11 protein-coding genes are annotated in these 26,870 nt (G+C 58.6%); all 11 read right to left on the bottom strand.

Annotated elements, in window-relative coordinates; all coding sequences use genetic code 11:
• Positions 1–395 precede the first annotated feature (395 nt).
• A complete protein-coding gene (locus tag PP263_RS22600) occupies positions 396–6,068 on the bottom strand; it encodes a Calx-beta domain-containing protein (RefSeq protein ID WP_308366336.1) in 5,673 nt (1,890 codons plus the stop codon).
• 328 nt (positions 6,069–6,396) lie between these two features.
• Positions 6,397–12,555, bottom strand: coding sequence for a Calx-beta domain-containing protein (locus PP263_RS22595; protein ID WP_308366334.1), 6,159 nt, complete (start codon positions 12,553–12,555; stop codon positions 6,397–6,399).
• A 350-nt stretch (positions 12,556–12,905) separates the two neighbouring features.
• Positions 12,906–14,801: a glycoside hydrolase family 97 N-terminal domain-containing protein gene (locus PP263_RS22590; protein ID WP_308366332.1), complete on the bottom strand. Its 1,896-nt coding sequence runs from the start codon at positions 14,799–14,801 to the stop codon at positions 12,906–12,908.
• A gap of 2 nt (positions 14,802–14,803) precedes the next feature.
• Positions 14,804–16,447, bottom strand: coding sequence for an alpha-L-fucosidase (locus tag PP263_RS22585; protein WP_308366331.1), 1,644 nt, complete (start codon positions 16,445–16,447; stop codon positions 14,804–14,806).
• A 283-nt stretch (positions 16,448–16,730) separates the two neighbouring features.
• The gene (locus PP263_RS22580) at positions 16,731–17,951 is read right to left on the bottom strand and encodes a glycoside hydrolase family 88 protein (RefSeq protein WP_308366330.1); all 1,221 of its coding nucleotides are present in this window, start codon (positions 17,949–17,951) and stop codon (positions 16,731–16,733) included.
• Complete coding sequence (locus PP263_RS22575) at positions 17,948–19,246, bottom strand: oligosaccharide MFS transporter (protein ID WP_308366329.1); 1,299 nt, start codon at positions 19,244–19,246, stop codon at positions 17,948–17,950. The genes PP263_RS22580 and PP263_RS22575 overlap by 4 nt, the downstream gene beginning before the upstream one ends.
• A gap of 231 nt (positions 19,247–19,477) precedes the next feature.
• Complete coding sequence (gene kduD, locus PP263_RS22570) at positions 19,478–20,239, bottom strand: 2-dehydro-3-deoxy-D-gluconate 5-dehydrogenase KduD (protein ID WP_308366328.1); 762 nt, start codon at positions 20,237–20,239, stop codon at positions 19,478–19,480.
• Positions 20,240–20,464: 225 nt separating this feature from the next.
• Positions 20,465–21,313, bottom strand: coding sequence for a 5-dehydro-4-deoxy-D-glucuronate isomerase (gene kduI / locus PP263_RS22565; RefSeq protein WP_308366327.1), 849 nt, complete (start codon positions 21,311–21,313; stop codon positions 20,465–20,467).
• A 12-nt stretch (positions 21,314–21,325) separates the two neighbouring features.
• Positions 21,326–22,255, bottom strand: a complete 930-nt coding sequence (locus tag PP263_RS22560) for an ROK family protein (protein WP_308366326.1) — start codon at positions 22,253–22,255, stop codon at positions 21,326–21,328.
• Positions 22,252–23,436, bottom strand: coding sequence for an AGE family epimerase/isomerase (locus PP263_RS22555; protein WP_308366325.1), 1,185 nt, complete (start codon positions 23,434–23,436; stop codon positions 22,252–22,254). Before PP263_RS22555 ends, PP263_RS22560 begins: the two co-directional genes overlap by 4 nt.
• 287 nt (positions 23,437–23,723) lie before the next feature.
• Positions 23,724–26,636, bottom strand: a complete 2,913-nt coding sequence (locus PP263_RS22550; RefSeq protein WP_308366324.1) for a TonB-dependent receptor — start codon at positions 26,634–26,636, stop codon at positions 23,724–23,726.
• Positions 26,637–26,870: the final 234 nt, after the last annotated feature.

Here is a 26,870-nt window from a genome sequence, read left to right as displayed (position 1 = left end):
GGAATTCGATTCCGAAAGCCGGATACAATCTGGGATTCCAAACAATTACTACGGCGCTACCGGATGAAACAGGGTCCTCAGCCGCCGCGATCATAAACTTCCCGCTGGTGGGTTTTCTGGCTGCCGTCGGGGTGCGGTAATAGCAAATCGCCATGGTGGCATTTGACCTCGCTCTCCGCACCCTTCAGGTTTTTATGCAATTGCCCTGCCCCGGCAAGCGGGCCTGAGGCCCGCCCGGGAGAACACAGGGTTCGCCCTTACAAAATTGCTGATCTGTAGGGGCGAACACAAGGTTCGCCCCCAACAACGCAATTTCGTCGTTCCGGCGAAAGCCGGAACCCAGAAGCCACAGTCCTGGATACCGGCACAGGCTCTGCGCCGGTACGACGAGCGGTTCAGTCGTCGTCCAGGATGGTGCCAACACCCACCCCGTCCTGGATTTCGGCGCCCTTGGCCCAAATGGCCTCCAGGGTGAACTGCTCATCGCCTTCGCGTTTGTCGTCCGGTCTCACCCGGACCTCAACGACCTTGCTCTTTTCACCAGCCGCGAAGTGCACCACGCGTCCCAGCGGAATAAAGTCGCGACCGTTTTTCGCCGTACCCGACTGGGTACGAACCAGGACTTTTACCGGTTGACGGGCGGCGCCCGACAGGGACACCTCAAACTGCATCGAAGCTGCGGACGGCAGTTTTCCATCCCCTTCAACCAGGGAGGCATCGCCGATCGACAGGCCGGGCAGCGCACCGGAATCGTCGTCGATCACCGTGACCAGGGCCTCGCCGGAGTCACCGACAACCCCGTTATCGGTGGCCTCGAGCTTCACAGTGAAGTCTTCGTCATCCTCCAGGTAGCCGTCGTCGACCAGCGATACAACAACCACTTTCGACTTCATATCGCCATCGGCCCAGGTCAGCGTGCCATTGGTATCCACAAAGTCCTCGCCCGCGGAAGCGGAACCGGCCAGGGTGGCAAAGTCGGCCGATACTGCACCGAGAGTGCCTCCTGTGCGACTCACCAGCAGGGTGATACTGCCGTCGGCTTCACTGGCCTGGGCGTTTGCAACGATGAAATCCAGGTAGCTGAATGCCGGCACCAGGGTATTCAGGGCCTCGTCCAGCATAGCGGTGGCGTCTGCATAGAGCGCCTCGTCGGAACCGCCTTCCTCGATCATCGCCTGGGCAACCGCCAGCACGTCCATCAGGTACTGCCAGCTGTCTGCAGTCCAGTCCTGCTCATTCAGGATGCCCGCCTCGGCGACCAGGTAAGGCAATGTGCGGTCGTCATAGTCAAAGTTGTGCGTGCCAAACAACTCAATTTCGGCAACATTGCCGTGGGAACCGTTGTGACCGAAGAAACGCACATAGCGGTAGTTCGTTGCATCCGACACCTCAAGGGTGGTCACTTTGTTGTCCCAGGTGGCCTGGAGGTAGTGGTTGTACGGAACTCTGGCCAGGGTCGTCCAGTTTTCACCATCATTAGAGCCGGCTATACGGGCGTTGTTGAGTCTTCTGCCGTAATTCCAACGCGGCGTGAGACGCACCCGGGTCAGGCTGACGTAACGGCCCTCGCCAAAGTCCGCCTGAATCCAGGTGCCGCTGCCGGACTGCAAATCCACAAAGGAACCGGTACCATCAAAGGCTGGCAGGCCACTCAGCGTGACGTCCACAGAGGAATCACCCCACTTATGGTGAGAAGCCAGGATGGTTGCCTCACCCGATACATCGATGTCATCACTGAAAGGCTCAAGCAGCGATATCGCCTGCTCCAGCAACTCCAGGTAAGACAACTTCCTGTACGGGTTCACCTCGGGATTCTCAACGATCTCCCGGACCTCCGATTCGGCTCGCGCCAGCATATCCAGACTGAAACTGGTGTACTGCTCAGGAAGGCCCACGGTTGCGAGTATTTCATCCACTGCCGCAGCGCCATCCGCGTAAACAGTCACCGATAGCGATTTCCTGATACGCAAAAGCGAGAAATCGAAACTGATGTCAAATTCGAGCGTTTGATCACCCACCTGTTCACTGTCCGGCGTCCACGACACCTGGCCGGTGACCGGATCAAAGCTGGCGCCGGCCGGCAGTGCGGCTTCGACTTCCATGCCGGCATCCGCCATCCCCTCGGGGAAGATCGAAAACTCCAGGGACTCACCCACAAACCAGCGGTCCGGCACGCCGTCGAAACTCAGGTTGCCGGAGGCGGGAACCAGCGAGTTCAGCGCCGAATCCAGGGCTGCGGTGGCCGCAGTGACCGCATATATGCCGGAAGCTTTCTCCGCCTGGGCCAGCGCGTCCTGCAACTGCTGCCAACTGGCGTCAGTCCAGTGAGCGGCATCCAGCGTGGTGGCCTTCAAATGCAGGTAGCGAAGGGTCAGGTCATCGTGAACATAGTCTCCGGTGCCGAACAGCTCAATCTCGGCAACGTTCCCGTGGGAGCCGTTGCGACCTAAGAAACGCACATAGCGGTAGGCCGTGGCGTCCGACACCTCAAGCGTGGTCACATGGTTATCCCAAGTGGCGTTGAGATACTCGTTGTACGGAACTCTAGCCAGGGTCGTCCAGTTCTCACCGTCATTGGAGCCGGCGATAACGGCGTTGTTGAGCATTCTGCCAAAATCCCAGCGCGGCGTGAGACGCACCCGGGTCAGGCTGACGTAATGGCCGTCACCAAAGTCCGCTTGAACCCAGGTGCCGCTGGAGGCCTCAAGATTCACAAAGGCACCGGTGCCGTCGAAGGCAGGCAACCCCGCCAGGCTCTCGTCAACTTCCGGGGCGCCCCGTTGTGGGTGTGAAGTGAGAATAGTCGCGAAACGCCCGGTGTCGATTTCATCGCCGGTGTGCTTGGGATCCATCAGTTCCATCGCCTGCTCGAACAGGGCAATAGACTCCAACTTTTGCTGGACCGTCATATTCGGGTCGGCAGCAATATCGCGCGCCTCGGCTTCCGCCCGGGCCAGCATGGTCCAACTGGAATCGGAATAGCTTTCCGGTGCATCAAGCGTTGCCAGCAGCTCATCGATGGCGGCGTTCGCGCTGGCGGAAACGGTTATCGACAAGTTATCTTCCACCTGGGCGAAGCCGTAGTCGGCGGTAATAGACAGGGTCTGCTCTCCCGTCTGGTCGGCCGTGGGTGTCCAGGTGATCAGGCCATTGTCCAGATCGAATACCGCTCCCGCGGGCAGGTCCACGGAAAATTCCACCGGGTCGTCCTGAGGCGGCGTGACCGCGACGGGAATCTCCAGGGTTTCGCCGGCAAACCAGCGCCCAGGGGCGGTCGCCAGGTCGCTGACTATCTCCTTGCGCTCGCCGAACAGATACATCTCGCCGAGATCGAAGACTCCGCAGGCGCAATGGTAGGAAATGACGCGCAAGTAACGGAACATGGTGTTCTGGTATTCGGGGTAAACCGCCAGGCGCTGCATATCCCCGCCGTAAACGGCGCTGTCAGTCAGGCGCACCCAGTTCTCACCATCGTGGGAACCCTCCAGGCGACCGTCCTGCAGGCGTTCCGGAAAGCCCCCGCGCGCCTGGATATGCAGGGCGGTGGGCCGAACACGGAATTTCTCGCCAAAGTCCAGAAGCACCGACGGGTCGCCCCAGCGGCTGTTGAAGGTGCCTGGATCACCATCCGTGAGCACATTCAGCCCGTTCTGACTGGTGTTGGTCGCAACGCCCATATTCGGATAGTCCAGGCGCACACCTTCCGACTCTGGGCCTAGATCGTCCTTGGCCGCGTCCTCTGCAATCACCGGATTCAGTTCCTGCAGCTGTTTGGAGATCGCCAGGAACTCGGTCAAGGCTGCGTCTATTTCCGCGGCGGGTGCCATTTCCAGGATTGCGCTTTCCACCGCGGCCTTGGCCTCATAGAAAGGGAGGCGCGTGGCGGAAACATAGTGCTTGTCCGTATCCAGGGCGGCGGCAATCAGATCCACCGCGTCCTCGGCGGAGGTGCCGACGGTGATAGTCACCGCGTGGGAGGTCTTGTAAGTATCGTTTTCGGCAACCACCTGGAGTCGATACTCGCCGCTCTGGCCAGCGCCGGGTGCGAAATGAAACTCGCCCGTGAGCGGATCGATGCTGGCACTGGCCGGCACTTCACCAGCCAGGGAATACACCACGTCGGTGGCCCCGGCGGTGACGGCGAAATCGCGCTCGAAGGCACCGCCGGCATAGCTGACGACTTCGGTGGACAGGCTGCTGAACTGTGGCGCTGCAGCCGTTACTGCTTCATCCCTGTTCAGGTGGTCAAAGTCCACCGTCACTGAACCCTCTTCGCCGAAAACCCGGAAGAACTTCAGGCCGGAGGAGCCGCCGATATTTTGCCGGGAAGTGTCGACCGGTACATAGCGCCACTCGCCGCCGGTGTCGGGGAGATACAGGGACGAGGTCGGAGCCTCCGTGTGGCCGCGAGAGAACTCCACCCGCGCCGGCCCATCGGTTCTCACGCGAAGCGTATTGACACCCGAGGGAAACCCCACCCCCCACAGGGTGAAATTGGTGGGCTCGAAGGTGTTGGCCTGCACCCGCAGGTAGCCGAGATCCTCTTCGAGAACCTCCTCCGCAGTTCCGTCCAGCACAATTTCCCTGAGTTCGAATTCCCTCAAATGGGACGGACCCCAGGCCGGCGGTTCATCGAGCGTTTCCCGCGGCTCACCGCGGGGCGGCACCGAGGTATCGGCGACGGACGCGGGCAGATGCGCCCAGAACTCACTGTCGTAGACATGCTCCCGCGGACCCCAGTAGTCGCCGCGGCGAACACTCTGCCAGCCCGCCTGGCGGTTGGCGTCGTAGGCGAGCTGGATATAGCGGTTCTCGCCCTCGCTCAGGTCATAGCCGGCGCTGTACTTGAAGTAGTAATAGAGCGCGCTAAAGACATTGCCATTCAGGCGGCCACGCCCCTGGGCGTTGACGGTCTTGTAGATGGAATTGATGGTGCCATCGGATTTCATGTCGTTGGCGATGGGCGTCCAGCGGATATCGTAACCCACATTGTATTTGATGAATTCAATAAACGCCTTGCGCAACGCGTCGTCGCTGAAATGCACCGGATCTACTGCATTGTCCGCCGTTGAAATCGTCCCCGCGACAGGGTCCACTTTGGTGCCCTGACTGGAGATAATCTGCGAAATAATAAACAGTGTGTCCACGTTGCCGATCGCGTGCGGCTGGTCACGGCCCATCTCCGCCAGCTGGACATAGGGATCGTCCAGCGGCTCGCCGGTCTCATCGTTGTGGGTCATCAGGCGGAACACGCGCTCGATGGAGCCCACCCAGCCCTGGTTTTCCGCCGTGGAGCCCACCGTGGCCCACTCCACCGCCTCCTCGTAGGCCGCTCGGTCATCCGCGAAGATGGCCGCTGCCACGTTCCCGGCCAGGGCGTAGGAGTACTGGTTCATAAAGTAGTGATTCTTGCGGATATAGGCATCCATCTGCGGCTGCAGGAAATTGTTGACATACTTGTAGGTCAACTCCTCGGTCCACTCCAGCGTCGGATCTGTGGTCGAGGTGGCACGCAGAATTTCGGCCGCCGCGGTCATGTGATAGATCGGCTGCCCCATCTTGATGTGCACGTCGGCAAAATATTCCACCCCATTCGGGTTCATGTTCGAATAGACACCGACGATATACATCGCCTTCGCGCGGTGGCGCTCGTCACCGGTGACGACATACTGTATGGAATGCATCAAGGCAGCTTGGGCGTCATCAATAAACCCGGCAACCAAGCCGTTGTGGCTGATTACATCGTGTGCAGGGTAGCCATTGCCATCGTGGTTCCTGGGCCCATAATTCAGGCTCGCCCACCAGCGGCGGCGCATACCCTCGTAGTAGCTGGCCCAGGGTTCCTGACCGGCGATTACCTGGGTGCGCAGGTTTTCCAGCGATTCCTTGGTGAAGCGGATACCCGGGTGTTTGAAACCCTCCGGGGAGATGGTTTCGTTGATCTGGACAACATTGTCCGTGATGACGGATGGACCGCTGTCTGCGTGGGCGATATTCGCGAGCGACAGCCCCGCGAATACACCGCCCGCAAGCAGTGCGGCTATCATTTTCAGTTTTTTTATAGACATAACTTCTCTCATTTCTTATGTGGTTGGTGCGATCACCGCGGTACAACGTGAATCACCACTCTATCCGCAGCGGCATCAGGGAGTCGGGCATCCGGTAGAGACCGGAGTTGCACATCCATCGACTTCAAGGAGCTGCCAGCTATTGTTTGGCTTATTGACAGACCTCGATGCATCCCGTTCGCCAGAAATAAAACCCTCTAATTTTCCTGTTTCTCTGTAGGGCCCTGCAAGCAGGCTCCTACACCGTGCTTTCTCTTAAGTAGGATGGGCTAGCCGCCGCTGATGGGCACGCTGCGCTTTGCCCATCCTACCCAATTATCGCGTCTCTTTAGTCGTCGTCCAGGATGGTGCCAACACCCACTCCGTCCTGGATTTCGGCACCCTTGGCCCATGCGGCTTCCAGGGTGAACTGTTCGTCGTCTTCGACCTCGTCGTCCGCCCTCACCGTGACGTCAACGATTTTGCTTTTTTCGCCGACTTCGAACCGCACCGCAGTTTCCTGATAAATAAAGTCATTGCCTTCCCTGGCAGTTCCCTCGCGAGTGATGACCAGGACCTTCACGATTTGCCGCGCGGTGCCCGACAGGGATACCTCGAATGACATTGAATCCGCAGACTGCAATTTTCCGTCGCCTTCGGTCATGGAGGCATCGCTGACCGACACCCCGGGCAGCGCATCGGAATCGTCGTCGATCAGGGTAACCTGGGCCTCGCCGGAGTCACCGATAACCCCGTTATCGGTGGCCTCGAGCTTCACGGTGAAGTCCTCGACATCTTCCATGTAGCCGTCGTCGACCAGCGATACAAGGATCGCCTTGGATTCCATATCGCCATCGGTCCAGGTCAGTACACCGCTGGTGTGGACAAAATCCTCTCCGGCAATCGCAGTCTGGGCCAAGGTGGCGTAGTCGGCCGATACCGGGCCGAGAGTGCCTCCTGTGCGACTTACCAGCAGGGTAATGCTGCCATCCGCTTCGCTGACCTGGGCGCTCGCGACCAGAAAATCGATCAGGCTGGCCGCCGGCACTAATGCATCCAGGGCCTCGTCCAGCGCCTCGGTGGCATCGGCATAGAGTGATTCGTCGGAAGCCGGATCGGCAATTACCGCCTGCGCAACCGTCAGCACGTCCATCAGGTACTGCCAGCTATCCACAGTCCAATCGCTCTCGTTGAGAATGCCTGCTTTGGCTATCAGGTAGGGCAGCGTCTTGTCGTCGTAGCCAAAATTGCTCGCGCCGAAGTACTCGATCTCCGCGACATTTGCATGGGAGGCCTCCGCCCCCTGAAAGCGCAGGTAGCGGTACTGGCCGGCATCGGCAATATCCAGCACGCGCGCACTGCTGTCGTAATTACTGCTGTACAGGCCACTGGAATCGGCCCCTGAATTGTTGTCGTAGTTGGCAATACAGTCCGCTCCGGCGGGTGCGACGCCAGTGACGATCAGATTGTCGATATTCGCCAGTCCATCGGATTGGCTGGCCTCGACCCGTATCCAGTTATCGCCTGCATCCAGGTTCACGGTCACCGGCGCTGTAACGGTCCAGTTAGTCCAGGAACCTGTGCCTTCAAAGACCACTTCCGCCACGGCAATGCCATTGACGATCAGAAAGCCGGGGCGTGCGCTGGCACCGTTGGCATGGCGGAAGCTGATGGAGTAGCGGCCGGTCCCGGGCACATGAATTTCGTGATCGACACCATTGCCGAGGGCGTTGGCGGTATTGGAAAAGCCGCTGCCAGTGAACCCGCCGTTGTTCGAATCGATGGTGCCGTCCACACCGCAATGGCCGGCCTCCCGCTCTTCGATGACCAGGGTGCTCACCTCTTCGCCGTCCGGAGGAGAACCGGCGTCCGTGGACCCTTCAAGGGCCGCCAGCAGCGTCCAGGTTTCGCCGTCGTTCGAACCTTCCACCGATGCTCCATTCAGGCGTAGCGCGTGGGCCGGGCGCGGCGTCAGTCGAACTCGCGCGAGATCCACCATTCGCCCCTCGCCGAAGTCGGCCTGTACCCATCCGGAAGCGTCATCCAGGTCTACAGAAGTCTCCGTACTGCCATCGAAAGCCGGCAGGCCGCTGAGGGCGGCGTCGATCGATTCGTCGCCGAACTGGTGACTCGAGGCCAGGACATTGGCCTGGGTTCTCACATCGATCAACTGCACTCTGGGTTCCAGCAGTTGCAGAGCCTGTTCGAGCAGATCGAGGTAGCGGAGTTTTCTGGCGGCACTGTAGTCCGCGTTCTCTGCAACCGCGCGCACCTCCGCCTCAGCGCGCTCGAGCATCGCCAGGCTGAAATCGCTGTACTGATCGCTGGAACCGATGGAGGCAAGGATTTCGTCCACAACCTCACTGGCATTCGCGGAGACAGTTACCGGCAGCGACACATCGAGGCGAACAAGTGTGTAGTCGAAAGAGACGGTAAAGCGCAGTGTATGCTCGCCCAGTTGATCGTCACCCGGCGTCCAGGAGATCCGGCCGGAGGTGGGATCGAAGCTGGCGCCGTCGGGCAGATCGACTGCCTTCACCCGCACGCCCGCCTCCGCGACACCGTTCGGGTAGGCGGAGAAAGTCAGCGCTTCACCGGTAAACCAGCGCTGTGGGAAGCCGGCGAAACTCGGGCTGCCGGAGGCTGGCACCAACCTATTCAGGGCCGCGTCCAGCGCTTGTGTGGCCTCGGCCAGCGCAGCCTCGTCGCGGGCCTCGCCAGCGGAAGCCACTGCGTCCAGGAGGGCCTGCCAGCTCTCTTGCGACCAGTCCTCCTCGTTCAGGAAGGCGGCCTTGGTCATCAGGTAGGTCAGGGTGCGGTCATCCACATCCGCATTGGTGGTGCCGAAGTACTCAACTTCTGCGGCATCAGCATGAGAGCCCCAACCGCCGTTGTAACGCAGGTAGCGGTACTGGCTGCTGTCCTCGACCTGCAGCGTTCTCGGCGAGTTGTCATTCCGGCTGCTATAGGCGTCCGTCGGCAGGGAAGCCAGCAACGTCCAGTTCTCGCCGTCATTGGACCCGGTAATGCTCGCGCCGTTGAGCCGTGTGGCCTGGCCAGGGCGGGGGGTAAATTTCACCTGGGTCAGGCTCGCGTATCGCCCCTCACCATAATCGGCACGAACCCAGGCGTGGTTGGCATCCTGCAAGGAGATGCTCGTCGTGTAGTCGCCATCAAATATCGGCAATCCGCTGACGGTCGGGTCGAGGTCCGGGTTGCCCCACATCTGATGGGAGGCAAGTATCGTGGCAACGAGACCCGTTTTGATCTTCCCGACTTTGGCGTCAAGCAGGGAAACAGCCTCTTCCAGCAGCTCCAGGGCCTTGATTTTAAGTTCGATTCCCGCGTCGGGATCGGTCGCAATCGCTCGCGCGTCGGCTTCGGCTCGCTCGAGCATCTGCAGGCTGAAAGCGGTGTAGTCGTCGGGCGAGCCAATCGAAGCCACAAGCTCGTCGACGGCCGCGCTGGCATCCGCGGAAACTGTTATCGGTATTTCGTTGGCTATGGCGTTAAAACCGTAGTCCGCGGTAATGGTCAGTGTGTGCTGCCCAGTCTGCTCGCTGCCCGGCGTCCAGCGGATGGTACTGGAGGCGGCGTCGAAGACGGCACCGGCGGGCAGGTCGAAACTGAATTCCGGGGCTTCACTCTGCGGATAGGAGGTATCCACCGGGATCTCCAGCGGTTCGCCCACAAACCAGCGCGACAGTGCCGAGGCGAGATCGTTATTCACCTCCTTGCGTTCACCGAAGAGGTAGAGGTCGCCGAAGTCGAATACGGGGCAGTCGCAGTTCGGGCTGATCACCTTCAGATAGCGAAAACCCTTGCCGGCGTGTTCGGGGTAGACCGGCAAGCGCTGCATATGCTCGCCGTAGACGGCGCCATCGGTGAGCTGGACCCAGTGCTCGCCGTCGTTCGAGCCTTCCAGACGACCGCCCTGGATGCGATCGGGGAATCCCTGGCGCACCCGGAAGTGCATGACATCCGGGACTATGCGGAAGCCGGCACCAAAATCCATCTGCAGGTAGGTCGGGTTCCACAGGCTGAGGAAGGTGCCGGCATTGCCGTCGACCAATTGACGAATACCGTGGTTGGAAGTCTCCACAAACGCCGGGTAGTCCAGGCGCACGCTGCCCGGCTCCCCGCCGAGTTCGTCCTGGGCCGCTTCTTCGGATACAGCCGGGTTAAGCGGCAACAGGGCATCTGCTGCGGCCTGGAACTGCGCCAGCGCAGCCTCTATCTCCCCGGGCGCCGCGCCGGCTTCGATCAGTTCCAGCGCCGCCGCCTGCGCCGCGTAGAAGACTTCGCGGGTGGCCGATTCATATTTGCTATCCGGGTCCAGCGCCTGCGCAATATGATCCGCCGCCGCTTCGGCACTCGAAAGGACGGTGATGTCGACTTGGTGCGGCGCCATGTATTCGCCGTCTTCGGCGATCACCTGGAGACGGTACTGACCTTCCTGGCCGCTGGCGGGTATCCAACTGAAGCCGCCACTGGCGGAATCCAGCACCGCGCCGGCCGGCATGTTCCCCTGGGCCGAATAATAGAGCGCGGAACCGGCGTCGCTGGCGGCCGTAAAATCGCGTCCGACACTGCCACCGACATAGGTCACGATGGTGGAGGACAGGGTGTCGAATACCGGCGGCGCCAGGTTGTCGGCGGAACGATGCACGTGATCGAAGTCCACGGTGGTTGTGCCGCTCTTAGCAACGACGCGCACAAAACTCAGGTCACCGGAGCCACCCGTATTCTGCCTGGATGTGTCGAAGGGAATATACCGCCACTGGCCGCCGGTATCGGGCAGGTAGAGCCTGGAAGTCGCGCGCTGGTGGTGGCCCCAGGTAAATTCAATGGTGGCCGGGCCGTTGGTCCTGACCTTGAAGGCATTTATGCCCGACCTAAACCTGGTGTACCAGATTGTGAAGTTGGTCGGCTGCCCCGGGCTCGCTTCCACGGACAGGTAGGAGACATCGCCTTCCGTTTGCACCTCACCCACGCCATCGAGCAGGATGTGTCTGTTCTCGATTTCCGTGATGTACCATGGGCCGCCTTGCGGCAGCTCGTCCAAATTCTCCAGGGGTTCCCCGCGGGCTGGCACCGAGGTGTCGGCCGCCGAGGGGGGCAGGTGCATCCAGAATTCGCTGTCGTAGACGTGCTCGCGCGGCCCCCAGTAGCTGCCGCTGCGAATCCCGAGCTCGCTCCGGCTCTTTTCCCAGGCCAGTTTGATGTAGTGATTTTCCCCCTCGTTCAGGTCGTAGCCGTCGGCGGCGTAGGCAAAGTAATAGTAGAGCGCGGAATAGACATTGCCGGTAAGGCGCCCGCGCTGCTGCGCATTGACCACCCTGTAGATGGAATCGACACTGCCATCCGCGAGGATACTGCTGGCCATCGGTATCCAGCGGATATCGTAACCCATGTTGTACTTGAGAAATTCGATATAGCCCTTGCGCAGCGCGTCATCACTGAAATGCACCGGGTCTACGGCGTCGCTGGCCGTTGAAATCGTCCCCATCTCCGGGTCCACCTTGGTGCCCTGGCTGGAGATAATCTGCGAAATAATAAACAGGGTGTCCACGTTGCCGATCGCATGCGGCTGGTCGCGGCCCATCTCCGCCAGCTGGACATGGGCATCCTCCACCGGTTCACCGGTGAGCGCGTCGTGAGTCATCAGGCGGAACACTCGCTCGATGGAACCTACCCAACCCTGGTTTTCCGCCGTGGAGCCCACCGTGGCCCACTCCACCGCCTCCTCGTAGGCCGCTCGGTCATCCGCGAAGATGGCCGCTGCCACGTTCCCGGCCAGGGCGTAGGAGTACTGGTTCATGAAGTAGTGGTTTTTACGGATGTAGGCATCCATCTGCGGCTGCAGGAAATTGTGGACATAGTTGTAGGTCATCTCCTCTGTCCACTCCAGCTCCGGCCTCGTGGTCGAAGTAGCGCGTAAAATCTCGGCCGCAGCGGTCATGTGATAGATCGGCTGGCCCATTTTGATGTGCACGTCGGCAAAGTATTCCACCCCATTCGGGTTCATGTGCGAATAGACACCGACGATATACATCGCCTTCTCCCGGTGGCGCTCGTCACCGGTAACCACGTACTGTACGGAGTGCATCAACGCGGCCTGGGCGTCATCAATGAACGCGGCAACCAATCCGTTGTGGCTGATTACGTCGTGTGCGGGGTAGCCATTGCCATTGTGGTTCCTGGGCCCGTAATCCAGGCTTGCCCAGTGGCGTCTGCGCATGCCCTCATAGTAGCTGGCCCAGGGTTCCTGGCCGGCGATCACCTGGGCACGCAGGTTCTCCAACGATTCCTTGGTGAAGCGGATGCCCGGGTGTTTGAAGCCCTCCGGGGAGATGGTTTCATTGATCTGGACAACATTGTCCGTGATGGTGGATGGACCGCTGTCCGCGTGGGCGACTCTCGCGACGGACAATCCCGCGAGTACAACACCCGCGACTACAGCCCCCACAAGCCGCGCGGCTGTGATTTTCAATTTTCCTACAGACATAATTTTCTCCCATCTATTATGTAGTTATTAGGTCACGTAGTTGCCGCGGTACAACGTGAACCACTACTCCATCCGCAGCGATTTCGGGGAGTCGGAAATCCGGCATAGAAACCGGAGTTGCACATTCATCGACCTCGAGGCTGTCAGTTACTATTTGACAGGCTCCGATGCATCCCACTCACCAAAAATAAGACCCCATAAAGATATTATTCTTAATACAAGTAAATTAAATAAAGCCACTGACTCCATAGCTACATCGCTCTCTCCCAAGCCGAAAAAAAAAGCCCGACTGGCGCCCTGCCAGGACACCGAGTCGGGCCAAGAGAGAGACCTATCAAAACTCATCACAATTACCGAATCCATATGGCTGCTCCACCGGATGCCTTCAGATCCAGCGACAACAAGGTGCCGCGCTCCACCATCCTCGTATCAAGGGAAACTCTGGTTTTTGTCGGGGCCTCATCGTCATCCTGATAGAATGTCGCTGTGTACTTTTTCCCTTCCTCAAGAAAGTCGAGGTCGATTTCCACAGTCCTTTTATCGTTGTTGGTGATAGCCCCGAGAAACCACTGGTCTCCTGATTTCCTGGCGACCGCAATGTACTGACCGATTTCTCCACCCAGCACCCGGGTATCGTCCCAGACGGTCGGCACCTTCTCGAAAAACTCAATCTCCGGCTCGCCACTGTAGTCCGCCGCCTTGTCGTACCAGAACAATGTCTGCAGCGGGCTGTACATCACCACCGCGAGCGCCAACTGGTGGGCGTGGGTGGTTTTGATGCGGTCGTTGAAGTAGCAGATGGTGTAGTCGCCCATACCCGCTATGCCGCGGGTAAATGGCAGGATGGTGTTGTGGGTTGCATCGGGCATCTCTTCATTGCCGCGGATGCCCTCCACGGTAAGGATATTGGGCAGGGTGCGCTGCTCGCCGGTGACCCGGAACTCGTCGTGGATATTGACCATCAGCTGGTTCTGCGCCGCGCGCTCCACCGATTCGTGCAGCCAGGTGGTCCAGCGGTGGGAGCCGACCTGCACAAAGCCGTATTTCACCCCGGCGACGCCCCACTCCCGGTAGAGGGGAAATAGTTCGTGGTCCTGCTTCAGCAACGCCTGCTGGTTGACATAGAGCCAGATACCCACGCCCTTCTCTTTTCCGTAGCGGATGACTTCCGGCAGGTCCAGGTCGATCTCCACCGTGCGGGCATCGGTGTCAAAGGTGAAAAACGGCCCGTACCATTTCGCGTCGAACAGCAGGTACTGGATATTGTGCTCCGCGGCAAAGTCGATCCAGGCCTTGGCACCCTCCTCCGTCAGGGTCATATCGCGGACTATCTTGCCGGGCTTTATCCAGGAGGTGTCTGCGACGCGGCTGGGCGCGTTGAGGTTCAGCAGGATATCGTTGTGCTCGATCAGCTCTCCCGGTTTTTCCGCCGCCATAATGACCCGCCAGGGGGTAGCGAAATAGGGCACCTTGTCCACCGGCTCGTAAAGCGCCGTGCGCACCGTATTGGGCTTGCTGTCGGACAGGGTGAATTTAGTGCGGACAAAATCGACCATCGCCGCTTCGGCAATAGCTGCGTAGAGCCCGTTCCCGAGCTGCAAGGTCAGCGGGCGCTCACTCTCCCCGGGCCAATCGGCTAGAGGCAGCAGCGAATAGGGGCCCTGGGCCCAGGGTTCGAACCAAGCCAGGGTCCCTTTTGGAAAGCTGAATTCGGTCTGCTCATCCACCACCCGGTAGTAGATACCGTTGGGGTTTTCATGGAAGTAGTAGCGGATGGCGACGCCTTCGTTGTAGGCCCGCAGCTGGATGTCCATCCTGTAGTTGGCGCTGGCTTGCTGCTCAAAAGTCAGCGTCAGTGCATTGTATTTATCCACCACCCGGCTGCGCTCGCCATAGGGCGGTCGCCAGGAGGAGTCCACCTCCTCCCTGTTCACATCCACCAGTACCAGGCCGTCCATCCAGGCACCCTCCGGCTTCTCCTTGATAGCAAGCGCCCACTCGGAAAGGTGATTGTCGAGGGAAATGGAAAGTTGTGAATTCTCGATCACTTTAAGACGGTCGTAGGACACCCGATAGGTGATACCCGATGATTTTCCCTTTTTCACCGCACGGGCAACATCCAAGACGTAGCGCCCATCTGGAGAAGTCAGTTTTTCCTGAAATCCATTGGGTGCAGCCTCCGAGGCGGATGCCACGATGGCCAATCCCATGGCCAGGATGAGAAAAATCAGCCTGTGAATAAACATTTTTAAACGATCTCTAAAGCATTGGCATAGGCAGCTTGGGGTTTATCCTGAGGAAAGTGGACTTCAAGGCCTTTTTGGGTGCGCTCAAATTTAAGCGACGCACTGGTGCTGACTAGCTTGACCCCGTTTATCTTCCCTGGATGATAAGTTGATCCTGTCCGTAAGCTTTTTATGACTGCTTTACCGCTATCCGGCCAAGCCATTACCGTTGCATAAAGTTTATTGCCCTTGGTTGCGAAACGGACATCCTCTGGGCTATAGGGCTTACCTTTGCCTTCATTGAAGCCTTGGGCAGTCAGCTCGGCGGCGCTTTCCTGTTGCGGCCCCTCCCCAAATATTTTCCAGGGCCGGGTGCCGTATATGCTTTCTCCGTTGAGGCCCATCCAGACGCCGATCTCCGATACGATCTGCTCTTCCAGTTCGTCGATGCTGCCGTCTCCCCGCACGGGTATATTCAGCATCAAATTTCCATTCTTGCTTACTACATCCACCAGGCTATGTATGACGGTTTCAGCCGACTTATATTTCTTGTTCAGATAGAGATTGCGATCATAGTGCCAGCCGCCAATACAGGTGTCGGTTTGCCAGGGAAGCGGCTCTATATCATTACTGTGGCCTTTTTCTATATCCCAGACCAGGCACTGGCGCTGCAGGGAATCAAGTATTTTCCCTGTAATAACCGCTTGCACTTTGTCGTTGCGCTCTAAACTCTTGTTGTACATATGCGCGGCTATGCGCAGTCCCGCGTCGCTTACAGGCCATAAAGGCAGCGCAGTGTCATCGAAATAGACCATTTCTGGATTGTATTTATCGATCAATTCCACTGTCCGGTTGTAGAACTTCTCGATATAGGCGCTCGAAGGAATTGTTACTCCGTTCCCCCAATTCCACTGCTTGTGTATCATCGAGGGATCTTGACTATTTTTACTTAGAGGATGGTTCTGAGCGTACAGTTCCTGGGGGTCCAGGCCCTCCCACCAGGTGCCTTCCCCATCGGCTTTGGCAAGCCTGCCATCGTAAGGCACTCCCGCCAGAGGTCCCGTTGTATCCGAAAGCTGTGCAGGTTCAAACCAGCTCCAGGCATGCGCTGCGTGAACACTTACGGCAAAGGGCAATCCAGCCTTTCGGGTCGCTTTCTCCCAGCCACCTATGATGTCTTTTCTAGGCCCTACCTTAGTGGAGTTCCAATTGGGCTGATAGCTACTATCGTAGAGGTCGAGATTGTCGTGGTGATTAGCCATCGCCATAAAATACTTGGCGCCCGCGCTTTTATACAGTTGCACCAAGCGATCGGGATCCCACTTATCACCTTTCCATGTATTGATGACATCTTTAAAACCAAACTTTGAGGGATGCCCATACTTCTCTACGTGATATTGATAATGTCCAGAGCCTTCTTGATACATGCCTCGGGCATACCAGTCTCCATTCTCAGGCTCACATTGAGCTCCCCAGTGTGCCCACATTCCGAACTTGGCATCGCGAAACCACTCGGGAGTTTGGTATTGGGACAGGGATTCCCAGGTCGGCTTAAAAGGTCCTTTTGCTACATCTAATTTTAGGCTATCCACCTTACCCAGCACTGGAGCGACATAAAGACCCGCTACTCCTGCAGCTCCCAGTTTTAAAGCGTCTCTTCGATTCATAGGTCTTCGCCTCTAATTTTTATAATTTCGGGTAGTAACTACTCACTCCAGCGACACTAAGCCGAGGTCCGGGCGGCCCTGCTACCGGTAGCCGTTCGTTCAACAGCCTCATCGGCAATCGTTTCTCGAACGGCTCCCGGTATCAGCGCCTTCGCATCAAGCTCGGCATTCTGTTCCCGAGTCCCGAGTCCCGGTTACTTCGGGTAATCCATAGGCGGGCATACTACTTTTTAACTTGGCCAGAAAACGGCCGCCAGACCCGGGGAATATGTGTCATCCCACCTCACCAGTAGGGGTCCCAGATCTGCGTCAGGCGGACCAGGGCCTCCAGGTAGAAGTAATCGCCCCAGATACAGCTCTCGCCCACGCCCACGTTATTGGGCATGTGATAGACGCCCTCTTTCAGCAGGCCTGTGCCGGCGTCGCTCGGCCCACAGGCGTAATTCCGGATCAGGCTGCGGGTGATCTCCACGGCGGCATTGCGGTAGTTGCCGATATCGGGATCGGCCAGCGGCAGGGATTTGTCCAGTTCCAACAGACCGCACACCGCAATGGCCGCGGCGGATGTGTCGCGCTCATGGGAAGGCTCCCGGAATACGAGATCCCAGCAGCAGACGCTGTCCGCCGGCAGGCGGTTCAGGAAATAGTTGGCCAGGCGTGCGGAGAGCTGCACCAGACGAGGATTGCGGTAATAGCGGTAGACCAGCGGAAAGCCGGCAATGCCCCATCCCTGCCCACGGGACCAGCAGGATTCGTCGGAGAATCCCTGATGGGTGGACCCGTATTTCGGTGCGCCCGTCACCGGGTCCATATGGAAGGTGTGGTGGGTGGAACCGTCCGCGCGCACGATATAGCGCGCGGCATTCTCGATATGGCTGTCCGCGGCCTGTTTCAGCGCGGTGTTACCGGTCTCCGCCGCAGCCCAGTACAACAGCGGCAGGTTCAGGTTGCAGTCGATAATCATCCGCCCGGCCTGTTCCGGGTCGTTCAGGTCGCCCCAGGCCTGGATGATTCCGGCCTTGGGTAAGTAGCGCTTGTAGAGCAGGTTTGCCGCCTCCAGGGCCGCCTCGCGGGCGAGCCGGCTGCCGGTGAGCTTGTAGGCGGAGACACAGGAGAGCGAATAGAGAAAACCCAGGTCGTGATGGTCGACGTTTACGCGCTCAAAAATACGGGCGCTGAAGCTTTCCACCTGTTTCAGCGCGGCGGCTCTGTATCTCTCTTCTCCGCTGGCTTCATAGGCCAGCCACAGCAATCCGGTCCAGAAACCGTTGGTCCACTCGACGTTGTCTATCGTCGCATAAACACCATCGACACTCGACGGCTCAGGATACTGATCTCCAAATGTCTCCAGCCCTGCGTCAATACGGCTCAGGGCGGTATCGATAGCCCCGCGGATCAGTTCCCGGTCGCCCGCCGGGTCGAATTCCCTACCGAATACCCGGGACAAAGTCTCTCTTTCGATGGAGTAGCTTGAGCTGTCAGCCGATTGTTGATGAATGGTCACGAATTCCTCCCCGCGTTAAGTTCCTGGTTTTGAGGCTCAGGATCAGCTCGCAGTGTGAATACTGCCGCAATCCAGAACACCAAGGCGCCGGCGCCGATCATCAGATAGGTATTGGCAAACCCGAACAGGTCATAGGCTCTGCCGACGGGCTGGGACAAAATGGCCAGTCCCAGCGAGTGGCCGAAGCTCACGCCGACCATGTACAGCGTGGATGCCAGACGGCTTTCGAAATGCGCCGCTATGTAGCGGAATATGGATACGGCGAGGATGGGAAGCTCGATGGCATGCAGCATCTTCATGCAGGAGATGGCCACAGGGCCGGTCACCAGGCCGGAGCCGGTGATTCGCACGATCATGATACCCGCCGCGAGCAGCAGTCCGCGCTTGATGCCAATACGGTTGACGATAAACGGCGCCACGAAGAGCATCCCCGCCTCCATGAATATCTGCGCCGAATTGAGCCTGCCGAACATCTCCCGCCCCAGCGCCTCGGTGGCAAACTGGGAGGCGAAGTAGACGGGAAACTGCTGATCGAAAACCAAGTAGAGATTGGTCACCCCGAGGATCAACACCATGAATCCCCAGAATTCGCGCAGCTTGAGCACGGCCAGGGCATCCCCCACTTTCAGACTCGACGACGCCTCCAGATCGTGAGCAGAGGTCTCCACCTTGAGGAACAACAGTGCAGGCAGGAGGATCAATACTGCGGCGGAGGCAATAAAGAAGTTGATCTGGGGATTGATATTGAACAGCGTTCCGGAAAAGAAGGCGGCGAAGGCAAAGCCGAGGGAACCCCAGAGGCGCACGCGGCTGTATTCGAATCCGTACTTGCGCCCCACCCTGTCCACATAGGATTCCAGCGCGAAGGAGCCGGCGATAAAAGTCAGCCCGAGATAGGCGCCGCCCAGCGCCGCACCCAGGACGATATTCGATTTGATCAGGGGCTCGTAGACAAAGGCGAAGAAGGGACCACAGAGACCCACCATCACCGCCAGGAACAACAACACATGTCGGCGCAGTCCCACCTTGTCGGAAATATAGCCGTACAGTGGCTGCGTTATCAGCGCAGCAATAAAGTTGGCTGAGAATACAATCCCGATCTGTTCGCCGTTTAGGCCCAGGGTGCTCTTCAACCAGTTGGAAAGCAGGGAAATGCTCATGGCCTGCGCCGCGAAATAGGCGAAGACGAATGCGCTCAACAGCACATAGAGCCGGAACTTCAGCGACGCTGCCTCTTTGGAGAGTGGTGCCTCCGCTGCGGAAACGCCACTCTGAACATCTGCCACTATCGCCATGGGGCTTACCTCTCATTTTCGCTTGAGGGTCGGTCTCCCAGAGAGACCGCCGCTTGGTTATTATTTTTTCGACCTGATTATATTTTTTGTGTCTTTCAAACGTAGGTTGCGCCGTGCGCACTTTGTAGGAGCCTGCTTGCAGGCGAACAAGAACAGTGCTCCGTAGCCATTCGCCTGCAAGCAGGCTCCTACATGGTGCCAAGTCTTAACTCAGCAGCATTACAACCATCACTATCGCGCCAACCAGCCCCCGTCGACCGGCAGGGTGATCCCCTGCACATAGTCGGATGCGGAAGAGGCCAGGAATACCGCGGCGCCGCCCAAGTCTGCCGGCTCACCCCAGCGCCCCGCCGGAATGCGGCCGAGTATTTCCGCATTGCGCACCTCGTCCGCACGCAGGGCGGTGGTGTTGTTGGTGGCGAAATAGCCAGGCGCAATCGCGTTCACATTGATGCCATGGGGGGCCCACTCGTTGGCCAGGATCTTGGTCAGGCCCATAACGCCGCTTTTCGATGCGGTGTAAGAAGGCACCCGGATTCCCCCCTGAAATGACAGCATGCTGGCAATGTTAATGATCTTGCCACCGCGGCCGGAAGCGATCATCTGCTTCGCCGCCGCCTGGGACAGAAAAAATAACGTGCGCAAGTTGGTGTTCATCACCGCGTCCCATTCCTCGAAGGTGAAATCGATGGAGTCATTGCGCTGGATGATGCCGGCATTGTTGACCAGGATATCCACGCTGCCGAGCGTTTCTACCGCCTCCGCCACAATTTCGGCAACACCTTCGGCGGATGACAGGTCTGCTTTAATAACATGCGACCCGCGGCCCGCCGCTTCGATGCCGGCCACCGTCTCTGTCGGATGCGACCGCCCCACCAGGGCGATATCCGCACCGGCTTCCGCCAGCGCCAGCGCCATGCCCTGCCCCAAGCCGGTATTGGCGCCGGTGATCAGTGCGACCTTTCCTTGCAGGCTGAAAGCGGAAGTGGACATAGTCAATTTACTCAATTTCTCTTTGTAGGATGGGCAAAGGAGCGCAGCGACGTGCCCATCTTCCAGCACTGGTGATGGGCACGCTACGCATTGACTCACGCCATCCATGGCGCTCGCCCTTCGGGCGCCTGCGGCGTCCAAACCGGCAATCCTGCCGGTTTGTGCCCATCCTACGCCTAATTCTGGTCCATACCGTAGGGTGCGCCGTGCGCACCGGAACGGAGCCTATTTCAACTGGCAAATATCCAGCACATTCAAATCGGTGTAATCAAGATTTTCACCGCCCATGGCCCAGATAAACGCATAGTTCCTGGTTCCAGATCCCATATGTATCGACCAGGGCGGTGAGATCACCGCTTCGTTATTTTTCATAACGATGTGGCGCAGCTTATCTTCCTGGCCCATAAAGTGGAAAACCCGACCGTCTTCACCGAGCTGGAAATAGAAATACACTTCTGAGCGCCGATCGTGCAGGTGCGGCGGCATGGTGTTCCAGACGCTGCCCGGCTTCAACATGGTCACCCCCAGCAGCAGCTGGCAGGATTTGCAGGTTTTCGGAACTATGTACTGGTAGATTACCCGCTCGTTGGACGTCTCCAGCGAGCCCATCTCCAGCGGTACCGCCTGGGCTACGTTGATGTGGGCCACCTCGTAGCGGGCGTGGGCGGGCGTGGATACCAGGTAATACTTGGCCGGGCTGTCGGCGCTGAAGGACTTAAATACAACGTCTGTTGTTCCCATCGGCACATACAGGCCGTCCTGCGGCGCCATTTCGTAGGTTTCGCCATCCAGCTCGACAAGGCCCGGGCCTTCACCGACGTTGACCACCCCCAGTTCCCGGCGCTCGAGAAACGGATTGCCCGCTGCTGAAGCCGGTTCGGTCTGTCCGGGCAATTTTAATGCACCCTCGACCGGTGCCGCGCCACCTATGACCATGCGCTCGTCGTGGGTGTAGTTCAGCGAAATTTCGTCGGGTGTAAAAAGCTCCGTCACCAAATGACGTTCGCGCAGTTTTTCGTTACTCACGCTCTCCATCATTTCTGGATGGGTCGAATAATAGGTTTTCTTGAACACGGAGCGTCTCCTTTACTGACTATCGCTCTGCTGAAACAGTTTTTCGGCCACAATCAGGGCTCCCACTTCGCCCGAGTGGCCATCCAGCGCCGACGGGACTATATAATTGTCCGGATCCGCCGCTGCCGGCAAGGTGGTGTAGCCATTGAGCAGCTTGCTGAACTCGGTGCGAGTCATCGCAAACAGCTGCTTCTGGGACATCACTCCACCGCCGAGAATAATTCGCTCCGGTGCATAACACAGGGTGAGGTTGATACACATCGCCGCCAGGTAGCGGGCCTGTAGTGCCCAGGCCGGATGACCCGACGGCAGGTCCTGCCCCTTGCATCCCCAGCGGGCCTCGATCGCCGGCCCGGAGGCCAGACCTTCCAGGCAGTCACCGTGAAATGCGCAGCTGCCACGGAAATCGTTGTCCTCGTCAAACCGGGGCAACAGCATATGGCCGACTTCCGGATGCATGGCGCCATTGACGAGTCTCCCATCCGCCACCACCCCGGCGCCTATGCCCGTGCCCACGGTTACATAAACGAAGTTGCGCAATCCACGCGCCGCACCGAAAGCGCCCTCCGCCAGCGTGGCACAGTTGACATCAGTGTCGAAGGCCACGGGAATATTCAAGGCGCGGGTAATATTTCCCACCACATCGATGTAAGTCCAGTTCGGTTTCGGCGCCGTGGTAATATATCCGTAGTGTTGCGAGTGCCGATTCAGGTCGACGGGGCCAAAGCTGGCCACACCGATCGCGCTCAGGATGCCGTATTCGGCTTTCCCTTCCTGAAAAAAACCAATTGCCCGGGTGAGCGTCTCTTCCGGAGTCGTGGTGGGGAAACTGGTTCTCGCCCACACTTCTTCCGGTGACGGGCCTATCACACAATTGAACTTGGTGCCGCCCCCTTCTATGCCGCCGAACAATTTCTTCCTACCCAACTCTATCCCTCTCATCGGCTCAAAATCCTTACAACGTCTATTAATTCCGAAAAAGCCAAATGCAGGTGATAGCCGGTGCTCGCCGGCATATCGGTGGAAACGGGCTTTCCGGAGGAATCCAGCCGGTCGAGCCAGCCTCCCGAAATCGCTCCCTGAATGTGGTCCGTCCAAAGACGGTCGAAAACTGCATTCGCAGTCGCAATTCTGTCGGTGTCACCAGCCCGAACCAGAGCCAGTTCGGCTTTCAGCGCCTCGGTGAGCCCCCAGCACCGGTGAACAATTTCCCGAACGTCGCCGTTGAGCTCGTGCGACAAGTAGATGCGACCGTTTGGCAGGGTTAGTTCACGGCCCTTGCGATAGAGCAGAGGTGCGACAGAAGATACCCGCTCACTGCAAATACGCCCGTGCTCGTGCAACAGCCAGACCCATTCGTATTGATGTCCCGCCTCGAACCTGTCGTCTTCGTGCGGTCCCCAGTCCTCCGAAAATACCTCCCGCAGGCCCGACAGTTCGCGGTCGACAAACCGGGACTCCATCAACGCTACCAGTTCCTGGCTCCGCTGGAGGGAGCGTTGATCCCGGGCCGCTTCATGCCAGGCCAGTGACGCCTCCAGCAGATGCATATGCGGGTTCTGCTCCACCCGATCAGTTGCCGGCAGGCGCTCGAAATAGCGGCCCCGGTTGTTGAGGCAGCGCAGCCGCTGGTCGATGGCCATGCTCAGCGCCATTCCCCCAGTCAGTGCTTCGGCTCCGGCGCCCGCGCGCAGGGCCCAGGCATGGGCCAACAGAACAAATGCGCTGTCGTAAAGGTCCGCCCGATCGTCCGATAATTCCCGCGAATTCAGGTCGACGGTGCGACCGTATAAACCGTCTTCCCTGCGGCAGGCTTGGTGTAAGTTTCTCAGACCGATGCGAACGAGTTCAAGCGAGCGCTTTGGCTGCCATCCCATCACGGCCGCCAATGCAAACACGAATACCTGCCTCGCCTGAACGCGAACGCGGGAAACCGGGTTTTCCAGCGGGCGCCCTTGCAAATCCAGTGATTCCCAGAAACCGCCCTCGTCGGCTACGCCATTTTCCGACCACAGGGGAAAAGACGCTTCGAACATCCACGAGCGGGCCAGTTCCGCCCTGCGACCAAGGCCGGCCGTACCGGTGTCCTCGATCGTTGATATTCTGTCTTTAAAAAAAACCATCTGTGAATCAACGCTCTGGTTAAATAATTTCTTAGCCCGGAAATATATCGGGTTAATAGCGGCACACGGATGTGCCGCCGCCGGCCCGGACCGGCGTTAGCCCACGAAATACGCAGTTCCATGCATCTGCGTCAGTATTTCGTGGATGACAATCCAATAGATCGGGAGGAGCCATTGGATTGCCGGGTTAATAACACCGTCACTGCTCCCATGTCTTCCCACTGTGGAAGTACGGAAAAAGGGGCGCCACTCGGGCGCCCATCAAGGAGAGAGACTGTACAGCAAGGTCAGAAGCTGTAGCGCAGGCCCGCTCCGAAGACTCGGCCGTTAACAAAGTGCTGAATGAGGAAGTTCGAATCGTAATCCCTCGGATCGCCCGCGTAACGGTCCGGCGCCTCGTTGGTCAGGTTCGACGCGTTTACCGACAGGGCCAGGTCTTCGGTGAGATTGAAGTTCATCGACGCATCCAGGATGCCATAGCCCTCCGTATAAACCCCCCAGCTCGGCCACGCGTCGTTGTTATTCGCGAACTCGGAACGGTAGGTGTAGACCACACGGGCCGACATGAAATCATCCTCGTACATGCCCGACAACGACCAGCTGGTGTCCGACTGGAAGGGCATGGGCATTTCGACGATCTCGTCGTTCATCTTGACCGGGTTTTCGGTATCCAGAATGGTGTAGGAACCCGAAACCCCGAAGTTGTGCAGCGCTTGCGGAAGGAAGTCATAGTCGAAGAAGGTCTGGAAGGCCAGCTCCACGCCCCGCGCCATACCCTTCTCGGCGTTGATCGTACGCGAGACATTGTACTGGTTGGCCGGGCAGTTGTTGTCGGGAGATCTGTGGGTCGGGAAGGCCGATATGCTCTGACAGGTACTCTCGCTGTTGAAGAAGCCGTCGATATCCTTATAGAACAAGCCGAGCGAAACGTAATTCGCACCCGAGAAGTATTTCTCCAGCGACACGTCGAAGCTGTTCGCCTTGAGAGGACGCAGATCGGGATTGCCCACCGAGCCCATACCGGTTTCTTGGTCGACACGAACGACGGGGTTGAGAGCCGACAGGCTGGGGCGGGTAATGCCCTTGGCGTAACCGAACCGAACCAGAGTGTCCTCGTCGATATAGCCAGTCACATTCAACGACGGCAGCACATCGAGGTAGGAGGTGCCATCCTCGTTGGGCACGATTTCGTCGTTCGGGTCGACGATCATGGCCCGCGCGTACAGATCGGTCTGCACCACGCGCGCACCGACGTTCCCCTTGATGATGTCGCCGTAGGCGAAGTCGACCATGAAATAAGCGGCAAGACTCTCTTCTTCGGAATAGCGGCGGTCAAGCAGGTGCTCTTCTTGCTCGCCGTCCAAGGGAATACCCGCCTGCGGGAAGAGGTTACGCACACGGTTGCCTTCCAGCTTCCTGGGGTCGTAGACCACGTAGCCGCCGCTGTAGCCCGCCCGGTCGTCCAGCCAGTTGGTCGGCGAGGTGTCCAGCAGGCCCGCCAGAGAGTCCGCCGAAACGGCGTTGGACTGATCTTCCGTCAGCCATTCGCCATCGGTGGATATCGGCTTGCCCCAATAAGAGAAGTTTCTGAAACTGGCCGACTGGGTCGCATAACGGGCGCCGAACTTAATGTCTTCAATCAGCGGCAGGTCCATTTGGTATTTAAAGTCGACTTGCGTCGCCCAGCCGTCATCCTCCCACTTCTGATTTCGGTTATTGTCAAAGTACCTGACGACGAAGTTGGAAGGATCACTCAAATCGGGACCGGAGATGTCCAGGCGATGGGGCTCCTTCATCAGGGTGCGGGTAACGTCCCAGGTCACGCCCGAGCGCGGAACGAATGCGACCTTGCGGTTGTCTGCCTCCTGAGTGGCCTGGATGTACGACACATCGAATTTCACGTCCAGCTTCTCCGTGGCTTGCCACTCACCACCGAAAGCAGTATTCCAGGTTTCATACGGGTGGTCTTCGTGCCCGCCCCAGGTCTCCAGACTCGTGTTCAGGAAGGTTCCGCCGGCCAGCCTCTGTCCGGCCACCAGCTCGTTGGCGCCGCCGTTGCTGTTGCGGTTCATGAAACCTTCGTCAAACGTGTAGTCGACGGTGCTCAGGTCCTGGACGTAGCGACTATCACCACCAATACCGCTACCAAAGACCATGAAGCGATATTCCTGATCGTACAGGTAATAGTTGTAGTTGGCCGTCGCATAGAGCTCGAGCGTGTCGCTGGGGCGCCACTCGAAGGTCACATTCGCGCCCTTGCGCACCCGGTTGATATCCTCCTGGAAAGCCTGTTTGGTCTGGCCCAGTGCGGTAATCAGGTTTGCTCTTTCCTCTTCGCTATAGTCCGCGTAGTTCGCTTCGGTCAAATAGCTAATATCCGAGCGCCCCAGGTAGGCCGCATCCACTTCACCGGCAGTAACCAAGTCAGCGTATTCGGCGCTGTCGGCGCTAATGGCGCGGCGCAATTGCGGCCCGCGGGCAAAGACGGGATCGGAGTCCGAACGGTTGTGGCTCTCCTGATAGTTGCCGGCGATCATCAGGCCCATCTCGCCAAAGTCTGTCTGCCAGCGATCGGCATACAGACCAAAAAACTCCGGACTGTTACCTTCGGATAAATCGTTGTAGCGGTTCGAAACCGCGACGTTGAAAGTACGCTCGTCGAAATCCAGCGGCTTTCGCGTCTTGATATTGACCAGGCCGCCGATGCCGCCCTCGATATGCTCGGCCGACGGGTTCTTGTACACATCGACGCCGGCGATCATGCCCGGGATCGCCCCTTCGATATTGAATTCGCGACCGCCGGCAGTGAAATAGGCCCGCCCGTCCACCCGCGAGGCCGTCTGCCCCGAGAGTCCCCGGATGGTCAAGCCACTGCCCTCGCCGAACGGAGAGGCGCCTTCGCCACCGTAGCGGTAGCCCTGGACGCCGGGAATGCGGGTGAGGGTTTCGGCCACGTTCGGGTCGGGCAGCTTGCCGATGTCCTCGGCGGTGATGGAATCGACGATCTCCATCGTGTTTTTCTTGATGGCCACGGAAGTCTCAAGGCTCTGGCGCATTCCGGTAACCGTAACCTCCTCCAACTGCGCCGGATCCTTCTCGTCCTCGGAAACCGCTTCCTGGGCGAAGGTCGTCGCCGACATCGCCATTAGCGAGGTGTAGGCCGCAATAGCGGCGGAGAGTTTTTTGTACTTTATTATCATTTTGCTATCTCCTCATCGTCTTCTTGTGGTGAACAGCGGGGGTGCTCGCCGGAGGCGAACAGAAAGTTATAGGAACGCCCGTAGCGGCGTCCGCGTTTTATTGACCCAGCCTTTTTGCCCGGGGGGCAAAGATTCGGCACTTCGGCTCAAATTGTTGAAATAGCTGTTATCGTTAACAAAACCGGCATTTAAATTTCCCATCTCACTGGGATCGCAATCGGCTTTCAGAGCCTC

This window comes from Microbulbifer sp. TB1203, from assembly GCF_030997045.1.
GTDB lineage: Bacteria > Pseudomonadota > Gammaproteobacteria > Pseudomonadales > Cellvibrionaceae > Microbulbifer.
Note: the sequence above shows the minus strand (reverse complement) of the source record. Positions and strands in the feature narration are given on the sequence as shown.

Excerpts from the sequence above, each read along its gene's own strand:
- PP263_RS22550 (WP_308366324.1), bottom strand. The coding sequence starts at position 26,636 with ATGATAATAAAGTACAAAAAACTCTCCGCCGCTATTGCGGCCTACACC.
- PP263_RS22590 (WP_308366332.1), bottom strand. The coding sequence starts at position 14,801 with ATGTTTATTCACAGGCTGATTTTTCTCATCCTGGCCATGGGATTGGCC.
- PP263_RS22585 (WP_308366331.1), bottom strand. The coding sequence starts at position 16,447 with ATGAATCGAAGAGACGCTTTAAAACTGGGAGCTGCAGGAGTAGCGGGT.
- PP263_RS22555 (WP_308366325.1), bottom strand. The coding sequence starts at position 23,436 with ATGGTTTTTTTTAAAGACAGAATATCAACGATCGAGGACACCGGTACG.
- PP263_RS22575 (WP_308366329.1), bottom strand. The coding sequence starts at position 19,246 with ATGGCGATAGTGGCAGATGTTCAGAGTGGCGTTTCCGCAGCGGAGGCA.
- kduD (WP_308366328.1), bottom strand. The coding sequence starts at position 20,239 with ATGTCCACTTCCGCTTTCAGCCTGCAAGGAAAGGTCGCACTGATCACC.
- PP263_RS22595 (WP_308366334.1), bottom strand. The coding sequence starts at position 12,555 with ATGTCTGTAGGAAAATTGAAAATCACAGCCGCGCGGCTTGTGGGGGCT.
- PP263_RS22560 (WP_308366326.1), bottom strand. The coding sequence starts at position 22,255 with ATGAGAGGGATAGAGTTGGGTAGGAAGAAATTGTTCGGCGGCATAGAA.
- PP263_RS22600 (WP_308366336.1), bottom strand. The coding sequence starts at position 6,068 with ATGTCTATAAAAAAACTGAAAATGATAGCCGCACTGCTTGCGGGCGGT.